Annotated in this window: 13 protein-coding genes; 9 read left to right on the top strand and 4 right to left on the bottom strand. The window is 44.4% G+C overall.

From position 1 onward, the window contains the following. Positions 1–28 precede the first annotated feature (28 nt). A complete protein-coding gene (locus ACXACN_RS11455; protein ID WP_474964549.1) occupies positions 29–634 on the top strand; it encodes a pyroglutamyl-peptidase I in 606 nt (201 codons plus the stop codon). 52 nt (positions 635–686) lie between these two features. Here ACXACN_RS11455 and ACXACN_RS11450 read toward each other — a convergent pair whose 3' ends face one another. The 4 genes from ACXACN_RS11450 to ACXACN_RS11435 form a co-directional block, all read right to left on the bottom strand. Then, positions 687–1,886 carry a M14 family zinc carboxypeptidase gene (locus tag ACXACN_RS11450; RefSeq protein ID WP_474964548.1) on the bottom strand — a complete coding sequence of 400 codons (1,200 nt, stop codon included), beginning with the start codon at positions 1,884–1,886 and terminating at the stop codon, positions 687–689. Positions 1,887–1,899: 13 nt separating this feature from the next. Then, on the bottom strand, positions 1,900–2,058 hold the full coding sequence (locus tag ACXACN_RS11445) for a M4 family metallopeptidase (protein ID WP_474966858.1): 159 nt from the start codon (positions 2,056–2,058) through the stop codon (positions 1,900–1,902). Between the two features lie 435 nt (positions 2,059–2,493). Next, positions 2,494–3,624 carry an alanine dehydrogenase gene (gene ald, locus ACXACN_RS11440; RefSeq protein WP_474964547.1) on the bottom strand — a complete coding sequence of 377 codons (1,131 nt, stop codon included), beginning with the start codon at positions 3,622–3,624 and terminating at the stop codon, positions 2,494–2,496. A gap of 105 nt (positions 3,625–3,729) precedes the next feature. Next, a complete protein-coding gene (locus ACXACN_RS11435) occupies positions 3,730–4,980 on the bottom strand; it encodes a PucR family transcriptional regulator (RefSeq protein ID WP_474964545.1) in 1,251 nt (416 codons plus the stop codon). A 237-nt stretch (positions 4,981–5,217) separates the two neighbouring features. Between ACXACN_RS11435 and ACXACN_RS11430 the strand changes: the two genes are divergently transcribed. The 8 genes from ACXACN_RS11430 (at position 5,218) to ACXACN_RS11395 (ending at position 13,543) form a co-directional block, all read left to right on the top strand. Next, the gene (locus tag ACXACN_RS11430) at positions 5,218–6,294 is read left to right on the top strand and encodes a YkvI family membrane protein (RefSeq protein WP_474964544.1); all 1,077 of its coding nucleotides are present in this window, start codon (positions 5,218–5,220) and stop codon (positions 6,292–6,294) included. Positions 6,295–6,423: 129 nt separating this feature from the next. Beyond that, the gene (locus ACXACN_RS11425; protein ID WP_474964543.1) at positions 6,424–8,073 is read left to right on the top strand and encodes a glycoside hydrolase family 13 protein; all 1,650 of its coding nucleotides are present in this window, start codon (positions 6,424–6,426) and stop codon (positions 8,071–8,073) included. Positions 8,074–8,200: 127 nt separating this feature from the next. After that, positions 8,201–8,611 (top strand): nuclease-related domain-containing protein, encoded by a 411-nt coding sequence (locus ACXACN_RS11420; RefSeq protein ID WP_474964541.1) that lies wholly within the window; start codon positions 8,201–8,203, stop codon positions 8,609–8,611. Continuing rightward, on the top strand, positions 8,556–8,954 hold the full coding sequence (locus tag ACXACN_RS11415) for a topoisomerase DNA-binding C4 zinc finger domain-containing protein (protein WP_474964540.1): 399 nt from the start codon (positions 8,556–8,558) through the stop codon (positions 8,952–8,954). Before ACXACN_RS11420 ends, ACXACN_RS11415 begins: the two co-directional genes overlap by 56 nt. A gap of 247 nt (positions 8,955–9,201) precedes the next feature. Then, positions 9,202–10,152 carry an N-acetylglucosamine kinase gene (locus ACXACN_RS11410; RefSeq protein WP_474964539.1) on the top strand — a complete coding sequence of 317 codons (951 nt, stop codon included), beginning with the start codon at positions 9,202–9,204 and terminating at the stop codon, positions 10,150–10,152. Between the two features lie 14 nt (positions 10,153–10,166). Beyond that, positions 10,167–11,069, top strand: a complete 903-nt coding sequence (gene murQ, locus ACXACN_RS11405; protein WP_474964537.1) for an N-acetylmuramic acid 6-phosphate etherase — start codon at positions 10,167–10,169, stop codon at positions 11,067–11,069. A gap of 60 nt (positions 11,070–11,129) precedes the next feature. Further along, complete coding sequence (locus ACXACN_RS11400) at positions 11,130–12,503, top strand: ABC transporter substrate-binding protein (RefSeq protein WP_474964536.1); 1,374 nt, start codon at positions 11,130–11,132, stop codon at positions 12,501–12,503. Positions 12,504–12,649: 146 nt separating this feature from the next. Beyond that, the gene (locus tag ACXACN_RS11395; RefSeq protein WP_474964534.1) at positions 12,650–13,543 is read left to right on the top strand and encodes a carbohydrate ABC transporter permease; all 894 of its coding nucleotides are present in this window, start codon (positions 12,650–12,652) and stop codon (positions 13,541–13,543) included. Positions 13,544–13,558 lie beyond the last annotated feature (15 nt).

Raw genomic sequence — 13,558 nt, 5'->3', positions numbered from 1 at the left:
GACTATTGAAAAACAAGGAGGAGTATAAGTGAAAAAACTATTACTTACTGGTTTTGAGCCTTTTTTACATTACTCGATCAATCCCACTCAGGAAATGGTAAAGGCATTAGATGGAGCTAGGATTGGTTCGTATTCGATCGAAGGGAGAGTCCTTCCTGTAGATTATCATAAATCGGGGGACAATTTGGTTTCCTATATCAAAGAAGTTCAGCCGGATGCCGTCATATTACTGGGACTTGCTGCAGGGAGATATAAAATGACGCCGGAGAGAATGGCGATCAACTGGAATGAAAGTAAGGAAGAAGATAACGAAGGAAATCAACCTGAAGGAGATAGGATTGATGGTGAAGGACCGGATGGATTGTTTTCTACCTTGCCTATTCAAGCGTTCGTCGATGTGTTGAATGAGAAAGGGTATCCAGCTGAAATCTCCAACACAGCAGGCACTTACTTGTGTAATCATGTGATGTATAGAGGGGTGTATTACTTCCGAAAAGAAAGCAGAGAGGTTCCAACCGGTTTCATTCACATGCCGGCATCTCATGAGCTCGCTATCCAGCATGGAGATCTCCCAAGTTGGTCTCAAGAAGATTTAACGAATGCCGTGAAAGAAATGATCCGGTTGCTTCCATAGTTAACGATAGAAAAAGCGAGGAGTCTGGATAAGACTCCTCGCTCTATTTGAATTATAAACTTGGACTGTAAGCTGTGTCAGGAATTTCTTCATATTCTTCAGGGTTTATACGATCAACCGTGTCTTCAGCTACGCCTTCAATAATACCTCTTAACCCGGTCTCTACGGCTTTCACGAACATGCCTTTTTTCTTCTGTCCCAGGCTCTGTGTTTGACCCGTCACTTCAAAGAGGACCGTGCCACTGCCGTTAAGAGCAAATGAACCTAACGCTGTTCCTGGAAGATCCAGTCCCTGTCTGTATAGAGTAATGTTATCAAATGGTGAGTTCCCCATCTCCTGCAGGGCATCGTAGGCCGCTACGTTCAACTGTCGTGAATAATCGAAATCATAGGTATCTGCATACTCCGAGTACTTCGCTCCTTCCTGTGAATCAGGGTTAGGAACAAATTGGCCAGAAAGGGACAATGTGACTGGGTCACTCGTGCCATCCACATAATAGAGTCCTTGGTGGTGGAGGTCTACAAACACATCCACCTTGCCGAATTCATCCTGCAAGTTTTTATAAACATCACGGACGGTTTGAGCTTCTGGTGTGATGAACCAGCCGGGCTCGGAGGAAGAGCCAGGGATATCTTTCGCTTCCGGGATATAATCCAAATCAGGATTGAAGTCGCGGTTCACATCAAATCCTGGATTGGCTGCGTAATCGTCCCCCTGAATGTTGGGGGCGGTATAGTAATTCCATGTCGGACCTCCGGCCTCAGCCAGTTGAGGGAAGTCTTCAACGACTTCTGACCAGGACATGTCATTTCCGCGCCTGTCGAGCTCCGAAGCATCAGGGTTGATTTTTGGCAGAGTTACAAGTGTAACCTCTTCTCTAATCTTTTGTGCGTGAGGAGAATTGTTTGAACCCAAGTAGCTTAATAGATTCAAGATGGCCTCTGTTCCTGTTTTTTCATTTCCGTGGATTTCACTTTCAATGAGAATGACTTTGTCCCCTTTACCGACACGCGCTTGATAAATATCAAGTCCTTTATTGGATTGACCAACAACATCGACTTGTACGGTTCCTTGGCTGGACTTCTCGATCTGCTCTAATTTCTTCGTCAACTGATCATAGTCTGTCCAACCTGAGCTGTTGTAGGTTTGTTGCTCAGGTGTACCGGGATGGTTGCCTGCTGCAAACGTAGGGATCGCAAAACTAGATGCCAATACGAGTGAACTAGCGACTGCAAATACTTGTTTTTTCATAAGAATATCCTCCTTATTCTGTAATTCCTACTTGATTGAACCCGTCTTCTGTAGCTTGAGTTTCTTGACTATTTTCTCCGTAAAGGTCTACAGCTGATTGGATGAGCGATTTTCTTGCATGACTGAAGTCAGATTCAGGCTGCAGGTAGACGGTTAATGCACGGTAGTAGATTTGGCCGAGCTTTTCTTTTCCAACCTGGGTGAATAACTTGTCTTGAAAAGCCGCGTAGTTCCATGTGTGCTACGGTTCACATGAATAGTTCGGATTTCAGCACGGGCATTGGAATGATGTGTTTTCTCCTCATAACCAGCCTTCTACTAAGAATTTATCCAATTATAGGGAATAGAGGGTTAATTATACAGAGTATATCGAACTGTTTGTATATTCTGAAAATAATGTCGAATAGAGGTTATGTATAAGACTTTAATCATGGGTCATAGACTCAAACACCGTCACACGAACATTTCGAGTAACGAAATAGGTTGCAACTATAGAACTATTTGAGGTTGATTTTAATTGGGAATATTTGTATGACCTGGTGCGTAAATATATGGAAGTTTGCTTCAATAAAAAAGCTCCTCCACGTCAGTGGAGGAGCGGGTTGGTTTATGCGTGAATCAATGTTTGGAGAGCTTCTTTTACTGGTTTGTAATCATAATCAAGATCACGGGCTACGGCTTCATAAGTTAGGTGGCCGTTTGCTGTGTTGACACCTGCTTCGATCGCTTTATTATCTTCTACCGCTTTGTTTACACCTTTTGATGCGATTTGCAATGCGTAAGGGATCGTTACGTTCGTAAGCGCGATTGTCGATGTGCGCGGTACCGCACCTGGGATGTTAGCAACAGCATAATGAAGCACCCCGTGCTTTTCATAAATAGGATCATCATGTGTTGTGATGTGGTCGACGGTTTCGAAGTTTCCGCCCTGGTCGATGGCAACATCAACGATGACTGACCCATCTTTCATTTCTTTAACCATGTCTTCTGTCACAAGTTTCGGTGCTTTTGCTCCTGGAATCAAAACAGCACCGATGACTAGATCTGCTTCTTTCACTGCTTCTGCAATGTTGAATGGATTGGACATCAACGTTTGGATGTCTGCACCGAACTGGTCATCCAGCTCGCGAAGGCGGTTTGGATTCAAGTCCAGTACCGTTACGTGTGCACCAAGGCCAATCGCGATCTTTGCTGCGTTGGTTCCTACAATACCTCCGCCAATGATGACAACTTTTCCTCGGGAAACGCCGGGAACTCCGCTAAGCAGGATTCCTTTTCCACCGAAGGATTTTTCAAGGTATTGAGCGCCGACTTGTGTAGCCATGCGTCCGGCTACTTCACTCATTGGAGTAAGAAGTGGCAGTTTGTTATCGACGGCAACCGTTTCATAGGCAATTGCAGTCACTTCGTTTTCCACTAACGCTTTCGTTAGTTCTGGTTCCGCTGCAAGGTGAAGGTATGTGAACAGAATGAGTCCTTTACGGAAGTATCCGTATTCAGATGGAAGGGGTTCCTTCACTTTCATGACCATTTCTGAATTCGACCAAATATCGGAAGCGGTTTCAACAATCTCAGCACCAGCATCACGATATTCTTGGTCGGTAAAGTTACTGCCTGTTCCGGCCTGGGTTTCGATGCGGATCGTGTGTCCAGCTTTCATGAGATTGATGACACCTGAAGGCGTAATCGCTACGCGGTTTTCGTTGTTTTTTATTTCTCTTGGAATTCCGATAATCATGGGGAACGTCCACCTTTCAAATTGAATGTACTCAAAGTATAGCTCGCATGCGTTTATTTTTGTTTAGTTGAAAGTGAAAAAATAAACAGGAGGATTTGTGTAAAATCACAAATCCTCCTGTTCGTTTTCATGAATCAATAAATCAAGGTAAAGCATCGTCTTCTGGCTCATATCTTTGAAGTCGATGTTGCCGATTTCTTTGATCCTTTTCAGGCGGTAATTCAACGTATTGGTATGAATGTGCATGTGAGCGGCGGCCTGGTGGACATTGCTGTTTTTCTCAAGAAAAACTTTCAACGTTTCAAGCAGCATGGAATTATTTTTTTCATCATACGTTCGGATATTCCTCAGAGCATCGTTCTTATAGTTTTCCCGTTTTTGAAGGGAGGACAGTTCATTTAGAAATTGGTAGACACCTAAGTCTTGATAGTTGTCGACATGCTGAAGCCCTTCACCGTACTGTTCTTTCAATTCCAATACCTTTAGGGCCTGCTTGTAACTGTCACTGATCAGTGTAGGTGAGTCATAAATCAGTCCGAAAGCTCCTTTTAAATCTTCAAAATGCAGACGCTCTTTCATCTTTTGTGTGAATTCACGAATGAAGGCCTGATTCATTTCATTCGCATCTTCTTTATTATCTGTGCGCACGAGGAGAATGAGCTGCTGGTCATCAAAGATCCGGTTCACGACCCGGTTTTGATGAAGCGTTTCGGTTAAGTAGTAGGCATGGCGCTCTACAGCTTGACTCATTTCTTCCGTAAACTCGAACACAGCGACACAAAGCTGTCCCTGTAAATTCATATGATACTTCTTAGCGAGGCGTTTGATTTCAGCCTGGTTCTGAAGGGAGCCCGTCAGCAACTGCCAGAAAAACTCTTTTCGGTTTTCCTCCGTCTTTTTCTTTTTCGCCTGTTGTCTCAACAAATGGTGGCTGACCCACTGGGCGGCTTCTTTCATTTCTTCTAAATGTTCAGCTGTCACAGAAACATCGTTCGTCTGCGCCCAGATGAACCCTAGGATTTCGTTGTTTTTACGAACCGAGATCGCTAATCGGTGACCAAGTCCGATCGCATCAATTTTTTTCACAATGAGCGGCTGGTCGTTTTCGAAAAGTTTGGCCATGATGCCTTGTTTCCATAACCCATTGATGACATGCTCAGGTACTTTACGTCTCATGATCGTCGCGGTTCTCGCTTCGTCGACATTTTTTTCGTGTTTGCTGTAAGACACGATACGGTGGTTGGCATCTTCAATGGTTACCGGACATCCTAAGGTTTCCGCAATGCTGTCGGCAAGCCCCTCGGGGGAATCGATGTAATCTTTATATGAATAGTTCAAGTGTGATGAATGTTTCATAGCGGTACTCCTTATGGTGTGAATACCCTTATATTATCATTGATTATCGTATAGAAACATCCATTTTCCCTATTGAAGTTTTTGTTATTTTGAACGAATATTAATGAAGGAATTTGTCGAATTACCCAAACATTGGAAAGCGCATTCATGATACGCTGAGGCTGCTCCTTTTATATGAAAGCGTTTAACTAAAACAAGGGACTTCGAAACACTTCAGTACATAAGGAGGATTTTTTCGTGAAAAAAGTATTTAAAATTGCAAGCGCTTTTATAGGGATTATCGTCGGTGCGGGCTTTGCATCAGGACAGGAAATTCTTCAATACTTTACGAGTTTCGGCTATTTAGGAACGATTGGGACGATCCTCTCAACGGCTCTGTTCGCGTATATGGGCATGATGCTTGTTAAGCTTGGGACGCGGACACAGGCCACTTCACATAAGGAAGCGGTCTATAAAGTCAGTGGAAACAAGTGGCTTGGACGGATCGTTGATTACGTCATCATTCTGACGTTGTTTGGTGTCGGGGTGGTCATGATTGCCGGAGCGGGTTCAATTCCAAGTCAGCAATTCGGATTACCACCGCTCGTTGGTGTCCTTTTCATGAGTGTAATCGTGATGGCAACCATCATGATGAATGTAGATAAAGTCGTCAATGTCATTGGCAGTATTACGCCGTTTTTAATCATAACCGTTTTAATTATATCGGGCTACAGCTTATTCACGATGGACCAGTCCTTCAGTGATTTGAACGCCGTTGCCGTGGACCAGCCATCGGCATTGTCCAATTGGTTCATTTCCGCCATCAATTATGTTTCCTTTAATGTGGCGGTCGGTGCGTCAATGGCCTTGTTGATGGGAGGAAATGAGAAAGACGAGCGAACATCCGCGCTCGGCGGACTTCTCGGAGGATTAGGTCTTGGGATTATGATTGTGATTAGTCACCTGGCTATTTTCTCGCAAGTCGATGAGGTTGCCTCGTACGAAATGCCGCTACTGGCCCTTGTCGATAACCATTCGCCGGTATTAGGAATGTTCTACTCGGTTGTTTTGTTCGGTATGGTTTTCAATACAGCTGTCAGCATGTTCTTCTCCTTTGCTGCTCGTTATACCGAAGTAGGGACAAGCCAGCATAAGAAGTTTGTTCTGATTACAGGAGTGATTGCATTTGGACTCAGCTTTGTAGGATTCACAGAACTTGTCGCGTTCTTCTATCCGTTGATCGGCTACATGGGTCTGTTCCTCATCGGCGCGCTGGTCACAGCTCCATTCCGACTGAAAAAAGAACACAAAAATTCAGAGCGCTTATCCGCCTAAATGAAAAGACCACCTTTAAAGGTGGTCTTTTTCCATTATCTGTATGACCTGGTACAACAAATAATGGAAGTATCCCCCGGTTTTGCGTTATGTTATATATGAGAAGGTTTTCATAAGGGAGTGGAAGAGATGAATAATCAAGAGTGGTGGAAGAAGAGTGTCGTCTATCAAATTTATCCGAAGAGTTTCAATGATACGAACGGGGATGGGATTGGTGATATTCCTGGCATCATAGAAAAGCTGGATTATTTGAAAGAGCTGGGAGTGGACGTTCTCTGGTTGTCTCCGATCTATGATTCTCCACAAGAGGATAATGGCTATGATATTCGCAACTATCGTCAAGTGGATGAGCTTTTTGGAAGTATGGAAGATTTAGAGCAATTGTTGGAGGAAGCTCACAAAAGAGACTTGAAGTTGGTCATGGATCTCGTCGTCAATCATACCTCTGATGAACACGCATGGTTTGTAGAGTCTTCGAAAAGCAAAGATAATACGTATCGCGATTATTACATATGGAAAGACGGCAAGGAAAACGGGGAGCCACCGACAAACTGGAGCTCTGTTTTCGGGGGACCTGCCTGGGCGTATGATGAAACAACAGGACAGTATTATCTGCATATTTTTGCGAAAAAGCAGCCTGATTTGAACTGGGAAAATCCGAAGCTTCGTGAAGATGTGTACGATATGATGAAGTTTTGGCTGGATAAAGGAATGGACGGGTTCCGTATGGATGTCATCAACTTTATCTCGAAACATCCGGATTATCCGGAAGGGGAGCATGGGGATGGCAGCCCTTATTTCATGAATGGCCCGCGTGTTCATGAATTCTTACAGGAAATGAATCAGGAAGTTCTATCAAACTATGATGTGATGACTGTCGGTGAAATGCCAGGCGCTTCTCCAGAAGATGCGAAGCGCTATACAGATCCTGCGAACGACGAATTGAATATGATTTTCACATTTGAACATATGGATTTGGATTCGAACGGGGATAAGTGGAACTGGACAGATTTGAACCTTGTCGACTTGAAGAAAAACTTTGAAAAGTGGCAGACGTCTCTCCATGGGGTAGGCTGGAACAGCTTGTACTGGAACAACCATGACCAGCCGCGTATCGTGTCGCGCTTTGGTGATGACGGAGAGTATCGTGTGAAGTCGGCGAAAATGCTTGCGACCTGCCTGCATATGATGCAGGGCACTCCATACATTTACCAAGGAGAAGAGCTTGGAATGACGAACGTTCGTTTTGAAACGCTTGACGAATACCGCGATATTGAACTTTTGAATATGTATGAAGAGAAGAAGGAACAAGGGTGGTCCCATGAAGATCTGATGAAAGCCATCTACGTGAAAGGCCGTGACAACGCACGGACCCCGATGCAGTGGGATAGTACGGCCAATGGTGGCTTTACAGACGGAACTCCGTGGATTCAAGTGAATCCAAATTATACGGAGATCAATGCGAGCCGTGCGTTGGAGGATAACAACTCCGTGTTTTATTTCTATCAACAGTTGATTCGTTTGAGAAAAGAAATGGAGACGATCACAGATGGACGTTTTGAACTGTTGATTAAAGAAGATCCAAACGTATTCGCTTATAAGCGAGTCAGTGAAGAAGGAAGTCTTCTTGTCGTCTGTAACTTTTCTTCAGAAGAAGTGGCAGTAGAGGAAGAAATAGTGGAGGAGATCGAAGGGAAGCCTGTTGTGATTACGAACGAAAATGAAATCACAGATCGCCGACATTTAGCCCCTTATGAGGGTACGGTTTATAGCATTTAATGGTAAAATTAGCCACACCAGGTCATCCATATTCTGGATGACCTGGTGTGGTATTTTTTTACATAATGGAATGAACGGTCGATATAACTAATGGAAATCGAACGTCAGGCTTTTGGGAGGAGATTTTTTGTTTATTGTTGTTGTGCTTTTGGTTGTGATGTTTTTGAGTGGATCCCTTGCTACTCCAGTAGTTAAAGGGAAAATAGGGGAAGCGAAAGTTTCTTTTTTGCTGAAGCGACTGGACGAGAAGGAGTACCATGTTCTCAATGACCTGCTTCTGAAGACGGAAAGGGGAACCACTCAAATTGATCACGTCGTCGTGTCCATCTACGGCGTTTTTGTGATTGAAACGAAAAATTATAAGGGTTGGATTTATGGTGATGAAAAACGTAAAACGTGGACACAGGTGATTTATAAGAGGAAGCAGAGATTCATGAATCCTATTCATCAAAATTATGGTCATCTGAAAGGGCTGGGAAGAAGTGCTCGGGAAGACTTATACGCACCCTTTCTGTTCGATCATATCTTTCAGCTCTAAAGCGACGCTAAAAGATATTGCTGTTGCTTCCCCTCTCGTTCATGTTGTGAATACCTTTCACCTATTGAATACCATCAAAATGTATGATGAGAGGCTGATTTCAAACGCACATATGAAAGGGATCATTTATAAGTTAAACCACTATAATATCGACGATAAACAAATGAGAGAGAACCACATCCATACGATCAAAGAGAAGCAGGAACGGAAACGTCAACAAGTAAAAGAGATGAAATGCCCGGATTGTGGTGGGAAACTGATCGACCGTATTGGAAAACACGGTGCGTATAAAGGGTGTATGAACTTTCCCGAGTGTCGCTTCACCTATGACCGTTCATCGTGAAACAGAGTATGGAAATAAATGGTGTACCAGGTCATCCATATTCTGGATATCCTGGTGTGGGATTTTTTTCACGAAGGAAAGGAATGCCGATCTAATGAGGGCAAAAGAAATGACAGGCATTTGAAGGAAATTCTGTTTTCTTCATTATTTAGGTATTTTGAAATATTATTACACTTTTTTAAAACGTATGTTGACACAATAATTCAAAAATTCTATAATGAAGCCAACAAAGGTTTGGAGGAAGTCCATGAAGTATGTGATTGGAATTGACGGTGGAGGGACGAAAACGACGTGCTTGTTCCTTGAGGCAAATCAACGTACATACTCGGAACAACCTAAAGTCATTTACGGACCTGGAACAAATCCTCATTCGATTGGTTTTGAGGAAGCAGGTCGCCGATTGAAAGCACTTATGGAAAAAGGATTACAAACATTCAACTTAGATTCTGCACAAATCATTGGCATTGGCTTCGGACTTGCTGGAATTGGAAGACCAGAAGACGAAGAACAAATGGAGAAGATTGCGCAGAATATTTTTTTGAGTTTAAAGTTTTCTGAAAATTTAAACTTTCGCGTGGGTTCTGACAGCCGGGCTGCGCTTAAAGGAGCACTGTCTCCTAAAGAAAAGTCCGGCATCCTCGTAATCTCGGGAACAGGTTCCAATGCTATGGGTGTCGACCGTGATGGAACCATCTATAAATGTGGAGGCTGGGGTCATTTGATCGGGGATGAAGGCAGTGGCTATGATCTTTCTATGAAAGCGTTATCTTCTATATGTAAAGCAGAGGATGGACGCGGGGAGGAAACGGTCCTGACACCGCTCATTTTAGAGAAGTTGGAGCTTCGTAAAACGGAGGATCTTATCCGTTACATATATGGGAATGCTCATGAGAAGCATGAAATCGCGAAGTTTGCTGGGTGTGTCATGGAAGCGTCAGATCGGGGTGATGCGGTTGCGGTGAAACTTTTACAGGAAGCCGCCGATCAACTCGTCCTGCATGCCGTAAGCATCGCTTCTAACGGTTTTGAACCGGATACAACCATTACTGCGGCAGGGTCGATTTTCATGCATTCCAAAGTTCTGAAACAGCATTTCATCCAACAGATAGAAATGAAAGGCCTGGGAAGATTCAAAGAGCCTTATGCTCCGCCAGAATTTGGAGCAGCCATGATGGCAATCCCGGAAAATGATGAATAAAGGTGGTTCCGACGATGACGAATTCATTGACGTTCCTTACAACAGAGCAGCGAAATGAACGAACAAAAAACATGGATGAAATGACCACATCAGAAATATTGAAAGTCATGAATGAAGAAGATCGAAAAGTTGCAGAAGCCGTCAAACGGGTTTTGCCAGCCATTACGAAAGCGGTCGATCATATTTCCGCTTCATTGAAAAAAGGAGGCCGCCTTTTTTATGTAGGGGCAGGTACGAGTGGCAGGCTCGGTATTTTGGATGCGTCGGAGTGTCCACCAACCTTTTTAGTGGATCCAACGATCGTCCAGGCTGTCATGGCAGGAGGCGGGAACGCTTTTACAAAGGCGAAAGAGAATTCAGAAGACGACGCGGATCAAGGGGAAAACGATTTGAAAGCAAAACAACTCACCGCAAACGATGTTGTCGTAGGGATTACGGCTAGCGGACGAACGCCTTATCCGATCGGAGCTCTCAAGCACGCGCGTTCCATGGGGGCTTATACAATCTCCCTATCTTGCAACCGTCATTCGGAAATCAGTGATTATGCCGAGTGTCCGATTGAAGTCGTCGTCGGGCCGGAAGTTTTGACGGGTTCTACTCGCTTGAAAGCAGCGACCGCCCACAAGATGGTCTTGAATATGATGAGTACGACAGCCATGGTCAAACTCGGAAAGGTATACGAGAATTTGATGGTGGATGTCCATGCGAGCAACCACAAATTGAGAGAACGCGCCAAGAGCATTTTGATGGAGTGTACATCAGCGTCTTATGAAGAAGCGGAAGAAACGTTGAAAAAAGCAAAGCTTCAAGTCAAGCCGGCGATTGTCATGCTGAAGCGAAGCGTTTCTTATGAGGAAGCAAAACAAATGCTTCAAGCAAATGACGGCAATTTGAGAAAGGCCATGAATGAATCTTAATGATTTGAAGACCATTCTGCATGGTTTCAAATATATTTTTCAATCAAAAAGGGGGAGCTTATGTTGAGCATGTGGCGGAAAACATCTGCTTGGTTGATGATGGCTGTTTTGGTTGCTTTCTTGTTATTGGTCGGTTGTGCACCAGGAGCAGGGACGGAAGAAACAGATAGCGAAGGCACAAAAGAAGAGTCCAGTTCTGAAGGGTCTTCGGAGTCCGGTGAAGTTTCAGGAGAACTTGAGATTCAGTACTTTGTCGGGGGTTATGGAGATTCGTGGTGGAAAGAAGTCATCGGTGATTTCCAGGAGGAATACCCGGATGTCACAATCACCGAACATGCAGGGCCGAACATCAATGAAGAATTGAGATCGCGCTGGGTATCGGATGATCCACCTGATGTCGTTTACATTGATGGTGCCGGCTCCAGTGAAACACAAATGGTTGAAGATGGTCAGCTCATGAACTTGACCGAGTGGTTGAGTGGCGTGGAGCTTGAGGATGGCTCCGCTCTAGGTGAGAGTTTCATCGTAGATCCTGCTACATACGATGGAGAGATCTATAGCTTACCACTCGTCTTTGATACGTGGGGCACATGGTATGACAATGCTTGGTTTGAAGAGAACAATTGGGATGTACCGAAAGACTTCCCTGGTTTCATGGATACGATGAGTCAAATTAAAGAAGAGGAAGGCATTGAACCATTCGTTACGACAGGGCAATATCCTTACTACTTCTTGCGCGGGATGCTTTACCCTGCCTTTGGTGCAGCCGGTGGAGACGAGTTACTTAATGACGTGATTACAGGGAAAGAAGGCGCATGGACAAGCGAACCTGTCCTTAATGTCATGAAAAAAGTCGAGCAGATGCAGCAGGAAGGGATGATTGATTCAGGGTTTGGTGCACTGAACCATACACAGTCGCAAATGAACTTCCTGCTTCATGACAATGCGTTCATCCCGGTCGGCTTCTGGCTGCCGAACGAAATGGCGAACGATACGCCGGAAGACTTCCAATATGGATTCATTCCTTCTCCGATGCAGGATGAAGGCGAACCGTATGCGATTGTTCCAGACCTACGTCCACTTGCCATTGCGGAAAAAGCAGAAAACCCTGAAGCGGCGAAAGCTTTCGTCGAGTTCGTGTTCACAAAAGAATACGCGAAAAGTTTCTCTGAACATACGGGAGCGATCATGAACTTGCAAGGAGTGGATCTTGCCTCAAGTGAGGAAGTGCCTGCTTTCTTGATTGATGCAAACCAGATGATCAACGATCCTGAACAGGTTCAGATCTATCAGAAACCTCATCCGATGAGTTCAGAGCTTGAGACGCCGATCAGCAACTCGCTCGTATCGTTGATGCTCGGAAACATTACGGCTGAAGAGTTCGTTGAAGAAGCAGAAAAAGCGGCCGCGGAATACCGCAGCAGTTTGGAGTAAAGGGCAAATGGAATGTGGAGACTCCTTCTTCGCATTCCATTTTTCTTAAAAAAGCATAGGCCGATCAACAGAGGGAACGTTTTCCTGCTGTTGCTTGACTTATGCTTGCAACAAAGTATTCAAACTAGAAAAAGAGGTGGTTGTCAGTGGTCCAATCCCGTCGACAGCGGAACATGTTTCTTGCCTTTTGTCTTGTTCCGACGTTCCTATTGTTCGCCGTTTTTACGTTGTACCCACTATTCAATGGTCTTTATTATTCTTTTTTTAAATGGTCGGGGGCCTCGTCGCTTGCCGAATTCGTAGGTTTTGAAAACTATCGCAGGTTGTTCAGTGATGAAATCATTCCTAGGACGATCTGGCATGATTACTTCCTCGTCATTACAAAAGTAATCGGCATCATGATCCTTTCTACTTTTTTTGCGGTCGCTCTAACCCAAATGAAAATCAAAGAAGCGCCGTTTTACCGGATCGTCTTCTTTTTTCCGAATATCATGTCTGTCGTTGTCATCGGGATTTTGTGGATGTTTATTTATAATCCCAGCCTGGGTCTTGTAAACTCTGGTCTTGAGTTGATTGGTCTTGAGAGTTGGACGCAACCATGGCTCGGGAGTGAAGACTGGGCATTGCCAAGTCTTGTTCTGCCTTCGGTGTGGGCAGGGATCGGTTTGTTCATGCTCATGCTGATGGGTGGTATCTCGAATATATCGAAAAGTTATTATGAAGCAGCAGAAATTGACGGAGCCACCGAGTGGCAGCAGTTTTGGAAAGTGACCTTACCGCTGATCTGGCCACAAATCAAGATCTCTATTTTGTACATCATCATTACTACGTTGAACGGATCTTTCATCATTGTCCAGGTGATGACCAAAGGTGGACCGAACAATTCGACACACGTGATGGGCTCCTACTTATATGAACAGGCTTTTGTTAAATACAACTTCGGATACGGGGCGACGATCGGGGTAATGATTTTGATTCTGTCTCTCTTGACCGTGTTGATCATGCAGTTCCTGATGAGAAGAGAGAAAGTGGAGTACTAACAGACAGGAGGGGAA

This window comes from Halobacillus sp. AWM4_238 (assembly GCF_056158265.1).
This window is presented reverse-complemented; position numbering and strand designations above follow the sequence as displayed.